Below are 16,399 nucleotides of genomic sequence, written 5' to 3'. Positions count from 1 at the left end.
CGCGCTTGCGATCACCACGTAACCCGATGGTGGTGACTCGCGGCGCCCGGCTTCGCCGCGCTTGCGATCACCACTGGTCAAAGGCCTTCGGACCTGCCGGTATCGTGGGTCTGGTCATGGTCTACCTCGATCACGCCGCTACAACGCCGATGCACCCCGCCGCCGTCGAGGCGATGACGGCGGTGCTGGGCACCGTCGGTAACGCCTCCTCGCTGCACACCAGCGGCCGCGCGGCGCGGCGGCGCGTCGAGGAGTCTCGGGAACTGATCGCCGACAGGCTGGGCGCCCGCCCCTCCGAGGTCATCTTCACCGGCGGCGGGACCGAGAGCGACAACCTGGCCGTCAAGGGCATCTACTGGGCCCGCCGAGACGCGGACCCGCGCCATCGGCGGATCATCACCAGCGAGGTGGAGCACCACGCCGTCCTGGATTCGGTCAACTGGCTCGCCGAGCACGAAGGCGCCGAGGTGACGTGGCTGCCGACCGCCCCGGACGGCTCCGTGTCGGCGGCCGCGCTGCGTGAGGCGCTGCGCAACCCCGACGATGTCGCGCTGGTGTCGGTGATGTGGGCCAACAACGAGGTCGGCACCGTGATGGCCGCCGCCGAACTCGCCGCCGTCGCAGCCGAATTCGGGGTGCCGATGCACAGCGACGCCGTCCAGGCGGTAGGGCAGTTGCCGGTGGACTTCGCCGCCAGCGGGCTGGCGGCGATGAGCGTGGCCGCGCACAAGTTCGGCGGCCCGCCCGGTGTGGGCGCGTTGCTGGTTCGCCGCGACGTGGCGTGTGTGCCTCTGGCGCACGGTGGCGGGCAGGAGCGCGACATTCGCTCCGGCACCGCCGATGTCGCCGGCGCGGTCGGCATGGCGGCCGCGGTCCAAATCGCGGTGGACGGCATCGAGGCGAACGGCGCACGGCTGCGGGCCCTGAGGGACCGCCTGATCGACGGGGTGCTGACCGGCATCGAGGAGGTCAGCCTCAACGGCGCTCGCGGCAAGCTCCGGCTGCCGGGCAACGCGCACTTCACGTTCCGCGGCTGCGAAGGCGACGCGTTGCTGATGCTCTTGGACGCCAACGGCATCGAATGTTCGACCGGATCGGCGTGCACCGCGGGAGTCGCGCAGCCGTCGCATGTGCTGCTCGCGATGGGGGCCGACCCGGCCAGCGCCCGCGGTTCCTTACGAATGTCCCTGGGGCACACCAGTGTTGACGCCGACGTCGACGCCGTGCTGCGGGTGTTGCCGGCGGCCGTCGACCGGGCGCGCCGGGCCGCGCTGGCCGCCGCGGGGGCTCCCTAAGTGAAGGTTCTCGCCGCGATGAGTGGTGGCGTCGACTCCTCGGTCGCCGCCGCCCGCATGGTCGACGCCGGACACGATGTGGTGGGCGTGCACCTGGCGTTGTCCACCACGCCCGGCACACTGCGCACGGGTTCGCGCGGGTGCTGCTCGAAAGAAGACGCCTCGGACGCCAGCCGCGTCGCCGATGTGCTCGGAATACCGTTCTACGTCTGGGATTTCGCGGAAAGGTTTCAAGCTGACGTGATCGACGACTTCGTGTCGTCGTACGCGCGCGGCGAGACGCCCAACCCCTGCGTGCGGTGCAATCAGCGGATCAAGTTCTCGGCGCTGTCAGCGAAAGCCCTTGCGCTGGGGTTCGACACGGTGGCCACCGGCCACTACGCGAGGCTGTCCGGCGGGCGGCTGCGCCGCGCGGTCGATCCGGACAAGGACCAGTCCTACGTGCTGGCCGTGCTGACCGCCGAGCAGCTGCGCCACGCGACGTTCCCCATCGGGGACACCCCCAAGGCGCAGATCCGCGCCGAGGCCGCCCGGCGCGGCCTCGCGGTCGCCGAAAAGCCGGACAGCCACGACATCTGCTTCATCCCGTCCGGCAACACCCGGGCCTTCTTGGGCGAGCGCATCGCGGTGCGCCGCGGCACCGTGGTCGGCGACGACGGCGCGGTGCTCGCCGAACACGACGGCGTGCACGGGTTCACCATCGGCCAGCGCAAGGGCCTGGGCATCGGCGGGCCGGGGCCCGACGGGGGCCCGCGGTACGTGACGGCCATCGACGCCGCCACCGCGACCGTTCGGGTGGGCCCGGCGGCCGACCTCGACGTGCGCGAATTGCGTGGGCGGGAACCGGTTTTCACGGCGGGCCGGTCGCCGTCAGGCCCCGTCGAGTGCGCGGTCCAGGTGCGCGCGCACGGTGAAACCGCCGATGCGGTAGCGGAGTTGGTCGGCGACGAGCTCGTCGTGCGGTTGCGCGCCCCGCTGCGCGGCGTCGCGCGCGGCCAGACGCTGGTGCTCTACCGACCCGACCCCGACGGCGACGAGGTGCTCGGCAGCGCCACCATCGCGGGCACCGCGCGCTAGGCCGGCATGTTCGCGACGATGTTCGTCATCACGGTGTCGGACACCGATTGCGCGAAGCCGCAGAAGGTGACCTCCACAATGGCGACCGACCGCCGCCGATAGTCGCGGCCGCAGCCACCCGGTCGCAGGTGCAGCGACGCGTCGTCGGACTTCCAGTCGCCGACGTATTGCTGGCCGGCCGAACCGTTCGCGCAATCCCCGACCGTGGTCACCAACGCGCCGAAGGCGCGCCGCGCGGTCTCGACGTCCCGGTAGGCCGCGGCCCCTTCGGAGATCAGCGCGCCGTCGGGTGGGTCCTGGAAGGTCGTCTTGTGGAACTCTTCGATATCGGGCCCGAAGGTCGCGGTCTCGGCGTAGATGAACCGGCATTCCTGCGGCGTGGTGTCCGCGAGCGCCTCGATGTCCACCGGGCTCGTGCCGTCCATCGAGGGAATGATCGTCAGATGCTCGCCGGCGCCCGTGATCGCGCGCATCCGCGACTGGTCCAGCAGGATCGTGTCGACGTTGACGCCCTGCACCGCCCTGCGGGGAGCGCCGGATTCGGCCACCGCCGCGCCGTCGACCATCCGGGTGCACGACGCAGCCAGCACCGTGGCCCCGCACAACAGCAGCGGCCGTGCCAATCCCGCCATCCGTGACACGTTTCGCACCCTTCTTGCGTAGAACCTACCGTGCGGCCGCACGGTAGACACCCCTGGCCACGGGCGGGTGAGGTGACGTCGAATACGGTTGGCCCGGTGAGCGTTTTCGCGAAAGCCAGCGGCGTCGGGTCGTGGCCCGGCATCAAGCCTCGCGAGGCCGCCGAGGTCGTGGTCGGCGAGTTGGCCGGCGCGCTGGCCCACATCGTCGAGCTGCCAGCCCGCGGCGTGGGCGCCGATGTGCTCGGTCGGGCCGGCGCGCTGCTGATCGATGTGGCCATCGACATCGTGCCCCGCGGCTATCGCCTTGCCACCCGGCCCGGCGCGGTCACCCGCCGCGCCGTGAGTCTGCTCGACGAGGACATGGACGCACTGGAAGAGGCCTGGGAGGTGGCCGGCCTGCGCGGCGGCGATCGCGTGGTCAAGGTGCAGGCCGTGGGGCCGATCACGCTGGCCGCCGAACTCGAGCTGGCCAACGGCCACCGGGCGATCACCGATTCCGGCGCGGTCCGGGACCTGGCGGCGTCGTTGGGCGAAGGCGTCGCCGCCCACCGCGCGGCGCTGACCCGCCGGCTCGAGACGCCGGTGGTGGTCCAGTTCGACGAGCCGTCGCTGCCGAAGGCGCTGGGCGGACAGCTGACCGGGGTGACCGCGCTGAGCCCGGTAGCGCCGCTGGACGAAGCGGCGGCCGTCGCCCTGCTCGACACCAGCGCCGCCGCGGTGGGCGGCGAGGTGCTGTTGCACAGTTGCGCCCCCCGTGTTCCATGGAAGGTGGTGCAGGACAGCGCCTTCGGCGCTGTCTCGGTAGACGCGAACACGCTGGCCGCGGGGGATCTCGACGGTATCGCCGCGTTCGTCGAATCGGGTCGCGCGGTGATGTTGGGGGTGGTTGCAGCCACCGCGCCGCCGCGGCGGCCCTCGACAGAGGAGGTGGCCGCCGCGCTGGTCGCGGTGACCGATCGGCTGGGCTTCGGGCGCTCGGCGCTGCGCGATCGGATCGGCGTCACCCCGGCGTGTGGTCTGGCCGGTGCGACGCCCGAGTGGGCGCGCCTAACGATCGAGCTGGCCCGCAAGGCGGCTGAGGCTTTCGCGGAGGATCCCGACGCCATTTAAGGGTGGCCTCGGCGGAATTCCGCCGCGCCAAACACATGGCGCGTCAATTCCGCTGGCGGAGTGGTGGCTGCGACTACCATCTCGACAATGGTCGTGAGAGAAATTGCTGACTCCTGCAACCTTTGGACCGGTTTCGACATATCGATCGTCGCCCGCAGCTATGCGCAGTTCACCGGCATTCTCGCCGGGTTTGCCTTCGTCGTCATAAATCTGGTGATCGATCGCGCCTATCGCCGCCGCGGTGAGGGCCGTCCGCTGGAGCCGCGTGAGGTTGAGCATGAGACGCAGGTAGGAATTGCACTGGTGTGTGCGTTTCTTGGGCTCTTTTTGACCACCTTGCGATATGCGTTGTTGGCCGGCGAAAGCGGATGCGCGCTCACCGGGGGACGGGCCGCGTCCGCGGAGGTGCTCACCGCGGTCTCCTTCGCCGCTTCCATCTACATGCTGCTCAATGCGATCGTGCAGTTCTTTTCGGGCACCGCCGGCGTGCTCGCCAAGCACTGTGTCTTCGTCTTGGTGGTGCTCGTTCCGCCGATTTCGGTGTTTTTGGTCGAAGACACGCTGAGTCACCTGGCGCTGGTGCTGGGCGATGCGGAAAAACACCAACCCCTGCAACCGCTGTTTGATTGGGCCGTCCGCCTTGCGATTCCCATACCGCTGGCCGTCGGCTTCGTCGGCGCCGTCGCGTGGTTTCTCGGAATCAAAAGGCGGCGCTCCGAAGAACCCGCCGGCCGCTTCGCGCGACAATTCCGAGCGGTCGTCCCATACATCACGGTCGTCGTCGTCGCCGCGGTGATAGTGCGCTCCGTCGTGAAATTGCGATACGCGAGTACTGCCACTCATATCGATCCGGGCGAAGCTTGGCTGTGGGTGGGCGTACTCAGTGTTGCGTTGCTGATTCAGGCGGCGGCGTTGTCATTCCAAAAAGGCGTGGAGGTTCCTTTCGGCGGCTTCCCGGATAAGGCCGGATCATCGGCCTGAGTCCTGGGCCGCCTTGCGGGCGTGGTGTCGGCGGCCTCCGATAGCCTGCGAGGGTGAGCTCAGCAGAAGCTGATCCGGTGTCGCCCGAGGTCCGGCGGCAGTGGCAGGAACTGGCCGACGAAGTCCGTCAGCACCAGTTCCGCTACTACGTCAAGGACGCCCCGATCGTCTCCGACGCCGAGTTCGACAAGATGTTCAACGACCTTGTCGCGCTTGAGGAGCGTCACCCGGAGCTGCGGGTCCCGGATTCTCCGACGCAGCTGGTCGGCGGCGCCGGGTTCGCCACCGACTTCACCGAGGCCGAGCATCTCGAGCGGATGCTGAGCCTGGACGACGTGTTCGACCGCGACGAGCTGGTCGCCTGGAGCAATCGCGTCGAGAACGAGATCGGCCGCGAGCCCCATTACCTGTGTGAACTCAAGATCGACGGGGCGGCGTTGTCGCTGGTCTACCGCGATGGCCGGCTGGAACGCGCCGCCACGCGCGGCGACGGCCGGGTGGGCGAGGACGTGACGCTCAACGCCCGCACCATCGACGACGTTCCCGAGCGGCTCACCCCCGGTGCCGACTTGCCCATCCCGGCCGTCCTCGAGGTGCGGGGCGAGGTCTTCTTCATGCTCGCCGATTTCGAGGCGCTCAACGCCAGCCTGGTCGAGGACGGCAAGGCGCCGTTCGCCAATCCGCGAAACAGTGCGGCCGGTTCGCTGCGCCAGAAGAACCCCGCGGTCACCGCCCGGCGCAAGCTGCGAATGATCTGCCACGGCATCGGCCGCACCGACGGGTTCGCACCCAAGTCCCTGCACGAGGCCTACACCGCGCTGAAAGCCTGGGGTCTGCCCGTGGCCGAGGAAACCGCACGCGTTCGTGGCCTGGCCGCGGTGGAGGACCGGATCGGGTATTGGGGTGAGCACCGCTACGACCTCGACCACGAAATCGACGGCGTGGTGGTCAAAGTCGATGACTTCGCGTTGCAACGCCGGCTGGGGACGACGTCACGGGCGCCGCGGTGGGCGGTGGCCTACAAGTATCCGCCGCAGGAAGCGCAGACCAAGCTGCTCGACATCCGGGTCAACGTCGGGCGCACCGGGCGCGTCACGCCGTTCGCTTTCATGACGCCGGTGAAGGTGGCCGGGTCGACCGTGGGGTTGGCCACCCTGCACAACGCCGCCGAGGTCAAGCGCAAGGGGGTGCTGATCGGCGACACGGTGATGATCCGCAAGGCCGGCGACGTCATCCCGGAGGTGCTCGGTCCCGTCGTGGACCTGCGGGACGGCTCCGAACGCGAATTCGTCATGCCGACAACATGTCCCGAATGCGGCACCACGCTGGCCCCCGCCAAGGAGGGCGATGCGGACATCCGGTGCCCCAACGCGCGGTCCTGCCCGGCGCAACTGCGTGAGCGCGTCTTCCACGTCGCCGGTCGGGGAGCGTTCGACATCGAGGGGCTGGGCTACGAGGCGGCCATCGCGCTGCTGAAAGCCGGGGTGATCGCCGATGAGGGCGACCTGTTCACCCTCACCGAGGACGACCTGTTGCGCACCGAACTCTTCCGGACCAAGGCCGGCGCGTTGTCCGCCAACGGCAGGCGCCTGCTCGACAACCTGGACAAGGCCAAGACGGTGGCGCTGTGGCGGGTCCTGGTGGCGCTGTCGATCCGGCATGTCGGCCCGACGGCGGCGCGTGCACTGGCCACCGAGTTCGGCAGCCTGGACGCGATCACGTCGGCGTCAACTGAGCAGCTGGCCGCGGTCGAGGGGGTCGGGCCGACGATCGCCGCCGCGCTCACCGAGTGGTTCGCCGTCGACTGGCATCGCGCGATCGTCGACAAGTGGCGGGCCGCCGGGGTGCGGATGGCCGACGAGCGTGACGCCAGCGTGCCCCGCACGCTGGAGGGGCTGACGGTTGTCGTCACCGGTTCGCTGACCGGTTTTTCGCGCGACGACGCCAAGGAGGCGATCATCGCCCGCGGCGGAAAAGCCGCGGGTTCGGTGTCGAAGAAGACCGACTACGTCGTCGCCGGCGACGCGCCGGGTTCCAAGTACGACAAGGCGGTGGAACTGGGCGTGCCGGTGCTCGACGAGGACGGGTTCCGGAAACTGTTGGCCGAGGGCCCGCCGGAAGCCCCGGCGGGCTAGGCCGATGAGCGGTCGCTACGGCGATTCCACCCGCAGCCTCAAAGCCGCGAGCCCGGCCGCGAGCTCGGGTCGGCCGGTGGCGCCGCAGGCGGTGCTCGCCGCCGCCTACCACCTGTCCAGCGACGAGACCGGCGCGGCGGACACCTATGGCCGAAGCTCCAATCCCACGTGGCGGCAACTGGAGTCGGCGGTCGCCGAGCTGGAGGGAGCGACCGGTGCGCTGGTGTTCGGCTCGGGCATGGCCGCCATCGGCGCCGTGCTCCGGGCGCTCGCGATGCCGGGAACAACTTTGGTGGTCCCCGGCGACGGCTACTACCAAGTCCGTCGCTGGGCGCGTGAAGACCTGGCGCCCGCGGGGGTGACCGTCATCGAGGCGTCGAGCTCGCGGATCTATGACGCCGCCGCGGGCGCCGACGTGGTGCTGACCGAAACGCCCACCAACCCGGCACTGGATGTCGTTGACCTGCACCGGTTGGCCGCCGTCTGCCGGGGCCGCGGCGCGCGGTTGATCGTGGACAACACCGCCGCCACGCCCCTGGGCCAGCAGCCGCTGTCACTGGGCGCCGGCGCCGTGGTGGCCAGCGCCACCAAGGCGCTGTCCGGCCACAGCGACCTGCTGGCCGGTTACGTCGCCAGCGACGACCCCGAGTTGCTCGCCGCGGTGGAGCGCCAGCGCCTGCTCGCCGGCGCGATCCTGGGCGGGTTCGAGGCGTGGCTGCTGTTGCGCAGCCTGGCCGGCGCCGGACTGCGTTTCGAACGCCAATGCCAGAACGCCCGGGCCGTGGCGACCATGTTGGCCCGCCATCCGGCGGCGCGGATGGTGCGTTACCCGGGGTTGGCGCAGGACCCCTCTCATCGCGTGGCCATGGCGCAGATGCGCCGGTTCGGTTCTTTGGTGTCGGTCGAATTGGCCGACGCAGCCGCGGTGCACGCGCTCGTCGAGCGCAGCGAACTGCTCGTCGCCGCAACCAGTTTCGGCGGCCTGCACACGTCGGTGGATCGCCGGGCACGCTGGGGCGATGCGGTCAGCGACGGGTTCGCCCGCATCTCGCTGGGCATCGAAGACACCGACGATCTGGTCGCTGACATCGAACGCGCGCTGACGACGCCGAGATGACGGGCGCGCCCGAAATTGGGCCGCACAGCGCAAGCGGCTCTATGGTGGGCGCTATGACGCAGACGGCGGACCGGTTCACGCAGGACTCACCGTGGTCGCCCCGGGAGGGCGAGATTTTGGCGGTCACGCTGAGATTGCTCCAGGAGCACGGCTACGACCAGTTGACGGTCGACGCGGTCGCCGCCGCCGCGCACGCGAGCAAGGCAACGGTGTATCGGCGCTGGCCTTCCAAGGCCGAATTGGTGTTGGCCGCCTTCACCGAGGGCGTCCGCATGGTCGCCGTCCCGCCCAACACGGGCACGCTGCGCGGCGACCTGTTGAGTCTGGGGGAGACGTGTGGGCAGCACGGCGTCGAACACGCGAGCACCATCCGCGCGGTGATGGTCGAGGTGTCGCGGCACCCGGCGCTCAACGACGCATTGCAGGAACAATTCCTCAAGCAGCGCAAGGCGTTGATTCAGCATGTGCTGCGCCAGGCCGTCCACCGCGGTGAGATCAGCGAGGACGTCATCAGCGACGAGCTCTGGGATCTGCTGCCCGGTTATCTCATCTTCCGGGCCATCATTCCGGGACGCCCGCCCACCCGTCGCACCGTCCAAGCCCTCGTGGACGGGTTTCTCATCCCGGGTTTGACCAGAACCACCAGGTAGTGCGGCGTTGATCCGCCGAGACGGAATGTGTACGCGCGCGTCTCTTGTACAGTACGGTCCAGTACCGTACTGTCATACCTGTCGATCACGCCCGACCCACCGGCAGCCGCACTCGCCTTCAGGGTGGTCGTGTCGCCCGATGATCGAAAGGTGAACGGGTGAAGGGGATTTCGGTGACATCCCTCGTCAGACGGGGGTGGATGGTGTTGGTCGCGGTGCTGGTTGTCGCGCTCGCGGGATTCGCCATCTACCGCCTGCACGGAATCTTCGGCTCAGACAGCAGCGCTTCGGCCAACAGTGGCCTGGCCAACGAGATCGTCCCGTTCAACCCCAAACGGGTGGTGCTAGAGGTGTTCGGCACGCCCGGCGCAACCGCAACCATCAACTACCTTGATGTCAACGCCCAACCGCAGCAAGTGAAGGACGCACCGCTGCCGTGGTCGTTCACCATCACCACGACCGAGCCCGCGGTCATCGGCAACGTCGTCGCGCAGGGAAACGGGGACAGCCTCGGCTGCCGCATCACCGTCAATGGGGAAGTGAAAGACCAACGCACCGTTGACAAAGCCGACGCCTACACCTTCTGCCTGGACAAATCCGGATGAGCGACCACGAACAGCCGCGGGCGCGCGTCCCGCGCATCATCCGCCGGCTCGCATTGCCCATCCTGCTGTTCTGGGTGGCACTGGCCGCGATCACCAACATCGCGGTGCCGCAGCTGGAAGAGGTTGGCAAGACCCACAACGTGGCGCTGAACTCGCCCGACGCCCCTTCGCTCAAGGCCATCAAACGCATCGGCGCGAAGTTCGGCGAGTTCGACAGCGACAGCACGGCCATGATCGTGCTGGAGGGCGACAAGCCGCTCGGCGCGGACGCGCACCGCTTCTACGACGACATGATCCACAGGCTCGAGCAGGACAAGAAGCACGTCGAGCACGTCCAGGACTATTGGGGCGACACCCTGACCGCGGCGGGGTCGCAGAGCAGCGACGGTAAGGCCGCCTACGTTCAGGTGAACCTCGCCGGTAATCAGGGTTCGGCGTTGGCCAACGAGGGCGTCGGGGCGCTGCGCGACATCGTCGATCGCGTCAAGCCGCCGCCCGGCGTCAGGGTCTATGTGACCGGCGCGGCGCCACTGATATCCGACCAGTTCGACGTCGGCAGCCAGGGAACCGCGAAGGTCACCGCGATCACGATCGGCATGATCGCTCTGATGCTGTTCTTCGTCTACCGCTCGGTGCTCACCACGCTGCTCGTTCTCGCCACGGTCCTGATCGAAATGTCAGCCGCCCGAGGCCTTGTCGCGTTCCTCGGAAATGCCGGGATCATCGGTTTGTCGACGTACGCGACGAATCTGTTGACGCTCCTGGTGGTCGCCGCGGGCACCGACTACGCGATATTCTTCGTGGGCCGCTACCAGGAAGCGCGCGGAACCGGGGAAGACCGCGAAAAGGCTTTCTACACCATGTATCACGGCACGACGCATATCGTGTTGGGCTCGGGGCTGACCGTGGCCGGCGCGGTGGCTTGTCTTAGCTTCACCCGGCTGCCCTATTTCCAGAGTCTGGGTATTCCGGCCGCGCTGGGCATCCTCGTCGCGCTGTTCGCCGCCCTCACCTTGGGCCCCGCGATCCTCACCCTGGGCGCCAAAGTGGGCATCTTCGAGCCCAAGCGGGCCGTGCGAACCCGTGGCTGGCGGCGCATCGGCACCGCCATCGTCCGCTGGCCCGGGGTCGTTCTCGCCGCGGCCTGCGCGCTGGCCCTGGTGGGTCTGATCGCCTTGCCGGGTTACAAGACCAGTTACGACGCCCGTCCCTACATGCCGGCCAGCGCGCCGGCCAACGTCGGCTACACCGCCGCCGAGAAGCATTTCTCGCGGGCCCGGCTGGAGCCCGAATTGCTCATGGTCGAAACCGATCACGACATGCGCAACCCGGAAAGCATGCTGATCCTGGATAAGGTGGCCAAGGCGGTATTTCACGTTCCCGGTGTCGCGCAGGTGCAGACCATCACCCGGCCCCTGGGCACCCCGCTGGTCCACAGCTCGCTGGCGTTCGTGGTCAGCAATTCCAGCGCGGCGCAGCAGGAAAACCTGACCTACCAACAGGATCGGGCCAACGATGCCCTCAAACAGGCCAACGAGCTGAACAAGACCATCGACATCCTCAAGCAGCAGTACGTGTTGCAGCAGCAGCTCGCCGGCACCACCCACGACGAGACCCAGAGCTTCCACGACACGCTAGGCACGATCCAGGACCTGCGCGACAAGATCGCGTATTTCGACGACTTCTTCCGCCCGGTGCGCAGCTACTTCTATTGGGAAAGGCATTGCTACGACATTCCCATCTGCTTCGCCTTCAGATCGCTGTTCGACGCGCTCGACGGAATTGATCAGCTCACCGAGAAGTTCGAGAACCTGACGGCGTCACTCGACAAGCTCGACGCGCTGCAGCCGAAACTCGTGGCGCTGATACCGCCGCAGATCGAGAGTCAACAGACCAACCGCGATCTGACGCTGGCCAATTACGCCACACTGTCGGGCATCTACGCGCAGACCGCGGCCGCGATCGACAACGCGACGGCGCTGGGGCGGGCCTTCGACGCGGCCAAGAACGACGACACCTTCTATCTGCCACCAGAGGTGTTCAACAACCCCGACTTCAAGCGCGGGCTCAAACTGTTCCTCTCGCCCGACGGCAAGGCCGCCCGCATGATCGTCACGCACGAAGGCGATCCTGCGACCCCCCAAGGCATTTCGCATATCGACCCGATGGCTAAGGCTGCGCACGAGGCCCTGAAGGGCACGCCGATGGCGGACGCGGGCATCTATCTCGGCGGCACCGCGGCGACCTACAAGGACATTCAGGACGGCGCCAAGTACGACCTGATGATCGTCGCGTTCGCCGCACTGAGCCTGATCCTGCTGATCATGATGATCATCACCCGCAGCTTGATCGCCGCGCTGGTCATCGTGGGCACCGTCGCCCTGTCGCTGGGCGCCTCGTTCGGGCTCTCGGTCCTGGTCTGGCAGTACGTCCTCGGCATTCAGCTCTATTGGGTGGTGCTCGCGCTGGCCGTGATCCTGCTTCTGGCAGTGGGATCCGACTACAACCTGCTGCTGATCTCCCGGTTCAAGGAAGAGATTCATGCCGGCCTGAACACCGGCATCATCCGCGCGATGGCGGGTTCCGGATCGGTGGTCACCTCGGCAGGCATCGTTTTCGCCGTGACCATGTGCGCGTTCGTGTTCAGCGGTTTCCAGGTCCTCGGTCAGATCGGGACGACGATCGGCCTCGGCTTGCTGTTCGACACGCTGATCGTGCGGTCGTTCATGACGCCTTCTGTCGCAAGGATTCTCGGACGCTGGTTCTGGTGGCCACAACGGGTCCGTCCGCGCCCGGCCAGCACCATGCTGCGGCCCTACGGTCCGCGTCCGGCGGTCCGGCAGCTGTTGCTGTGGGAGGACGACGACCCCGCGGTGCTGTCCGGCTCGCACTCGCCGGCGGTGCTGTCCGGCTCGAACTCGCAGCCGCACTAGCGCAGCATGGTGGCCACGATCCCGGCGAGGTAGCCCAGGCGGGCCACCTCCGATGGCCGGAATTCCGGGCCCGGGCGGCCCAGCACCACCGCGGTCTGCGGATCGCCCAGCGGGGCCGCGACCATCGTGGTGTCCATGTCGCGCCAGGCCTGCGGCACCCAATCGTCCGCGCTGTCGAGCGTCACGGCCCGCTCGATCGGCAACCACGGGGCCGAATCTGCCCGCGTTTCCGGCGCGCCGGGGCTGGAGGCCAACCGCTCCAGCCCGTCGCCCGCGCCGCGCACCACGGTGCACCAGCTGACCCGCAGCACCCGGGGCGACTCGTTGGCCAGGACCTGCAGCCGGGACGCGTTGTCGCCGGCGGCGGCGACGTGGTCGAGCAACTCCAGCTCGCGATGCGCTTCCAGCAGCCCGGTGTGCGGACGCACGCTGTCCACCCGGACACCGTTGAGCGATTCCGCGGCGGTGATCAGCGTGTCGGGCATCGCGCCGGGCGGCAGTTCGATCACCAGGTCGTCGATCGCATACCCCGAGCTGCGCTCGACCACGTCGAGCGACAAGATGTCGGCGCCGACAGAACCGAGCGCGACGGCGAGCGAGCCCAGGCTGCCCGGGCGGTCGGCCAGCACGATGCGCAACAGATAGGACGGCACGGCCAACACTGTTACACAGCGATGCGTGCACTGCATTTCTGCCGATACCCGGCGGCCCTGAACCCCGTCCCGCGCGCGCGACTAGGCTTTCCTGTCGTGTCTCAGATCTCCCGCGACGAGGTGGCGCACCTGGCCCGGCTGTCCCGGCTGGCGCTGACCGATACCGAACTCGACAGCTTCGCCGGTCAGCTCGACGCCATCCTGACCCACGTCAGCCAGGTGCAGGCGGTCGACGTCACCGGCGTCGAAGCGACCGACAACCCGCTCAGGGACGTGAACGTCACCCGCCCGGACGAGCCGACCCCTTGTCTGACCCAGTCCGAGGCGCTGGCCCAGGCGCCCGAAGCCGCCGACGGCCGCTTCGCGGTGCCGCAGATCCTGGGGGACAGCGAGTGAACGAGATCATCCGGTCCGACGCCGCCACCCTGGCGGCCCGGATCGCGGCCAAGGAGGTGTCGTCGGTCGAGGTCACCCAGGCGTGCCTGGACCAGATCGCGGCGACCGACGACCGTTACCACGCCTTCCTGCACGTGGCCGCCGACGAGGCGCTCGCCGCGGCCGCCGTCGTCGACGAGGCGGTGGCCGCGGGCAAGCCGCTGCCCTCACCGCTGGCCGGGGTGCCGCTGGCGCTCAAGGATGTCTTCACCACCATCGACATGCCCACCACCTGCGGCTCCAAGATCCTCGAGGGCTGGCGTTCTCCCTATGACGCGACCGTCACCACGCGGTTGCGCGGCGCGGGCATCCCGATCCTGGGCAAGACCAATATGGACGAGTTCGCGATGGGGTCGTCGACAGAGAACTCCGCCTACGGCCCCACCCGCAACCCGTGGGACACCGACCGGGTGCCCGGTGGCTCCGGGGGAGGCAGCGCGGCGGCGCTGGCCGCGTTCCAGGCGCCGCTGGCCATCGGGTCCGACACCGGAGGCTCCATCCGCCAGCCGGCGGCACTGACCGCGACGGTCGGCGTCAAGCCCACCTACGGGACCGTGTCGCGCTACGGGCTGGTGGCGTGCGCGTCGTCGCTGGATCAGGGCGGCCCGTGTGCGCGTACGGTGCTGGACACCGCGCTGCTGCACCAGGTGATCGCCGGGCACGACACCCGCGATTCCACGTCCGTCGAGGCGGCGACACCCGATGTCGTCGGGGCCGCCAAAGCCGGTGCGGCGGGCGACCTCAAGGGCGTGCGCGTCGGGGTCGTGAAGCAGCTGCGCGGCGACGGCTACCAGCCGGGGGTGCTGTCCTCGTTCGAGGCCGCCGTCGGGCGGCTGACCGAGCTGGGCGCCGAGGTGACCGAAGTCGACTGCCCGCACTTCGAATACGCGCTGGCCGCCTACTACCTGATCCTGCCGTCGGAGGTGTCGAGCAACCTGGCCCGCTTCGACGCGATGCGCTACGGGCTGCGCGTCGGCGACGACGGGACGCACAGCGCCGAGGAGGTGATGGCGCTGACACGGGCCGCCGGTTTCGGTCCGGAAGTCAAGCGGCGCATCATGATCGGGACCTACGCGCTGTCGGCCGGTTATTACGACGCCTATTACAACCAGGCGCAGAAGGTGCGCACGCTGATCGCCCGCGACCTGGACCGGGCATACGAGTCGGTCGACGTGGTGGTGTCACCGGCGACCCCGACCACCGCCTTCCCGCTGGGGGAGAAGGTGGACGATCCCCTGGCGATGTACCTGTTCGACCTGTGCACGCTGCCGCTGAATCTGGCCGGCCACTGCGGCATGTCGGTACCCGCGGGGTTGTCACCCGATGACGGACTGCCGGTCGGGCTGCAGATCATGGCGCCCGCGCTCGCCGACGACCGCCTCTACCGGGTGGGCGCCGCCTACGAGGTGGCGCGCGGTCCGCTGCCGACCGCGATCTAGCGCCGAGCTGGGGCATGCTCGCTTTCCGGGGAACGTAAAGTCGCGGCATTTTTCGGCACTTCGATGCGATTCTGCGTCTGCCCGCGCCACCTAGCTGGGCCGCAAGGCAAGATGAAGGCATGCGGATCGGAGTTCTCACTGGAGGTGGTGACTGCCCGGGGCTGAACGCCGTCATCCGGGCGGTGGTGCGCACCTGCGACGCCCGGTACGGCTCGTCGGTCGTCGGCTTCCAGGACGGGTGGCGCGGGTTGCTGGAAAATCGGCGCATCCAGCTGCAGAACGACGACCGCAACGACCGGCTCTTGGCCAAGGGCGGCACGATGCTGGGGACCGCGCGGGTTCATCCCGACAAATTGCGGGCCGGGCTGGACCAGATCAAGCAGACCCTGGACGACAACGGCATCGACGTGCTGATCCCGATCGGGGGGGAAGGCACCCTGACCGCCGCGCACTGGCTCTCGGAGGAGAACGTTCCCGTCGTCGGCGTGCCGAAGACCATCGACAACGACATCGATTGCACCGACGTCACTTTCGGCCACGACACGGCGCTCACCGTGGCCACCGAGGCCATCGACCGGCTGCACAGCACCGCGGAATCCCACCAGCGGGTGATGCTGGTGGAGGTGATGGGCAGGCACGCCGGCTGGATCGCGCTCAACGCCGGCCTGGCCTCAGGCGCGCACATGACTCTGATCCCCGAGCAACCCTTCGATGTCGAGGAGGTGTGCCGGTTGGTCAAACGCCGTTTCCAGCGCGGAGATTCGCATTTCATCTGTGTGGTCGCCGAGGGCGCCAAACCCATCCCCGGTTCGATCTCGTTGCGCGAGGGCGGGCTTGACGAGTTCGGCCACGAGAAGTTCACCGGCGTCGCGGCCCAGCTGGGGGCCGAGGTGGAGAAGCGGATCAACAAGGACGTCCGGGTGACCGTGCTGGGTCACGTCCAGCGCGGCGGTACCCCGACCGCCTACGACCGGGTGCTGGCGACGCGGTTCGGCGTCAACGCCGCCGACGCCGCCCACGCCGGTGAGTACGGCCAGATGGTGTCGCTGCGGGGGCAGGACATCGGCCGGGTGGCGCTGGCCGACGCCGTGCGCCAGCTCAAGCTGGTGCCCGAAAGTCGCTACGACGACGCCGCCGCCTTCTTCGGCTGATCCCCGGCAAACGGCGGGTGGCCCCGACGTGACTCTCACCTGACCGGGCCCTGAATTTGCCCGGCGGCTGACCAGGTCCGGGCCGTTCGCCCGAAATTCGTGGTTTCCGGACCGGTTGCCAGCGGTTATACCCCCGAAGTGAGCAACCGCGGTTCGGTTCGCGGAGTCGTTCAGCGC

Annotated in this window: 14 protein-coding genes; 12 read left to right on the top strand and 2 right to left on the bottom strand. The window is 68.7% G+C overall.

Annotated elements, in window-relative coordinates:
* The first annotated feature begins 116 nt into the window (after window positions 1–116).
* Together ACEL92_RS18955 and mnmA are read left to right on the top strand one after the other, a co-directional pair.
* Window positions 117–1,295: a cysteine desulfurase family protein gene (locus ACEL92_RS18955; protein WP_374022227.1), complete on the top strand. Its 1,179-nt coding sequence runs from the start codon at window positions 117–119 to the stop codon at window positions 1,293–1,295.
* Complete coding sequence (gene mnmA, locus ACEL92_RS18950; protein ID WP_374022226.1) at window positions 1,296–2,372, top strand: tRNA 2-thiouridine(34) synthase MnmA; 1,077 nt, start codon at window positions 1,296–1,298, stop codon at window positions 2,370–2,372. It abuts the gene before it with no gap.
* Here mnmA and ACEL92_RS18945 read toward each other — a convergent pair.
* Window positions 2,369–3,004, bottom strand: coding sequence for a sensor domain-containing protein (locus ACEL92_RS18945; protein WP_374022225.1), 636 nt, complete (start codon window positions 3,002–3,004; stop codon window positions 2,369–2,371). The genes mnmA and ACEL92_RS18945 overlap by 4 nt on opposite strands.
* Before the next feature lie 105 nt (window positions 3,005–3,109).
* Here ACEL92_RS18945 and ACEL92_RS18940 point away from each other — a divergent pair, with 105 nt between their 5' ends.
* The 7 genes from ACEL92_RS18940 (at window position 3,110) to ACEL92_RS18910 (ending at window position 12,544) form a co-directional block, all read left to right on the top strand.
* On the top strand, window positions 3,110–4,123 hold the full coding sequence (locus ACEL92_RS18940; RefSeq protein WP_374022224.1) for a methionine synthase: 1,014 nt from the start codon (window positions 3,110–3,112) through the stop codon (window positions 4,121–4,123).
* Between the two features lie 87 nt (window positions 4,124–4,210).
* Window positions 4,211–5,104 (top strand): hypothetical protein, encoded by an 894-nt coding sequence (locus ACEL92_RS18935; protein ID WP_374022223.1) that lies wholly within the window; start codon window positions 4,211–4,213, stop codon window positions 5,102–5,104.
* 53 nt (window positions 5,105–5,157) lie between these two features.
* Window positions 5,158–7,239 carry an NAD-dependent DNA ligase LigA gene (gene ligA / locus ACEL92_RS18930; RefSeq protein ID WP_374022222.1) on the top strand — a complete coding sequence of 694 codons (2,082 nt, stop codon included), beginning with the start codon at window positions 5,158–5,160 and terminating at the stop codon, window positions 7,237–7,239.
* Window positions 7,240–7,243: 4 nt separating this feature from the next.
* The gene (locus ACEL92_RS18925) at window positions 7,244–8,356 is read left to right on the top strand and encodes a cystathionine gamma-lyase (RefSeq protein ID WP_374022221.1); all 1,113 of its coding nucleotides are present in this window, start codon (window positions 7,244–7,246) and stop codon (window positions 8,354–8,356) included.
* Window positions 8,357–8,397: 41 nt separating this feature from the next.
* Window positions 8,398–9,006: a TetR/AcrR family transcriptional regulator gene (locus ACEL92_RS18920; RefSeq protein ID WP_374022220.1), complete on the top strand. Its 609-nt coding sequence runs from the start codon at window positions 8,398–8,400 to the stop codon at window positions 9,004–9,006.
* A gap of 173 nt (window positions 9,007–9,179) precedes the next feature.
* Window positions 9,180–9,611 carry an MmpS family transport accessory protein gene (locus ACEL92_RS18915; protein ID WP_374022219.1) on the top strand — a complete coding sequence of 144 codons (432 nt, stop codon included), beginning with the start codon at window positions 9,180–9,182 and terminating at the stop codon, window positions 9,609–9,611.
* A complete protein-coding gene (locus ACEL92_RS18910) occupies window positions 9,608–12,544 on the top strand; it encodes an RND family transporter (RefSeq protein ID WP_374022218.1) in 2,937 nt (978 codons plus the stop codon). The genes ACEL92_RS18915 and ACEL92_RS18910 overlap by 4 nt, the downstream gene beginning before the upstream one ends.
* On the opposite strand, the gene ACEL92_RS18905 is transcribed toward ACEL92_RS18910, so the two are convergent.
* The gene (locus ACEL92_RS18905; protein WP_374022217.1) at window positions 12,541–13,197 is read right to left on the bottom strand and encodes an amino acid-binding protein; all 657 of its coding nucleotides are present in this window, start codon (window positions 13,195–13,197) and stop codon (window positions 12,541–12,543) included. The genes ACEL92_RS18910 and ACEL92_RS18905 overlap by 4 nt on opposite strands.
* Window positions 13,198–13,293: 96 nt before the next feature.
* Between ACEL92_RS18905 and gatC the strand changes: the two genes are divergently transcribed.
* The 3 genes from gatC to ACEL92_RS18890 all read left to right on the top strand — a co-directional run bounded on the left by gatC (window position 13,294) and on the right by ACEL92_RS18890 (window position 16,222).
* Window positions 13,294–13,593, top strand: a complete 300-nt coding sequence (gatC, locus tag ACEL92_RS18900; RefSeq protein ID WP_374022216.1) for an Asp-tRNA(Asn)/Glu-tRNA(Gln) amidotransferase subunit GatC — start codon at window positions 13,294–13,296, stop codon at window positions 13,591–13,593.
* A complete protein-coding gene (gene gatA, locus ACEL92_RS18895; RefSeq protein ID WP_374022215.1) occupies window positions 13,590–15,071 on the top strand; it encodes an Asp-tRNA(Asn)/Glu-tRNA(Gln) amidotransferase subunit GatA in 1,482 nt (493 codons plus the stop codon). Before gatC ends, gatA begins: the two co-directional genes overlap by 4 nt.
* A gap of 119 nt (window positions 15,072–15,190) precedes the next feature.
* Window positions 15,191–16,222 (top strand): ATP-dependent 6-phosphofructokinase, encoded by a 1,032-nt coding sequence (locus ACEL92_RS18890; protein WP_067276507.1) that lies wholly within the window; start codon window positions 15,191–15,193, stop codon window positions 16,220–16,222.
* The last annotated feature ends 177 nt before the right edge of the window (window positions 16,223–16,399 follow it).

This window comes from Mycobacterium hainanense (genome assembly GCF_041890355.1).
Classification (GTDB): domain Bacteria; phylum Actinomycetota; class Actinomycetes; order Mycobacteriales; family Mycobacteriaceae; genus Mycobacterium; species Mycobacterium hainanense.
The sequence above is the reverse complement of the archived record's forward strand: the minus strand, read 5'-3'. Positions and strand labels throughout refer to the sequence as shown.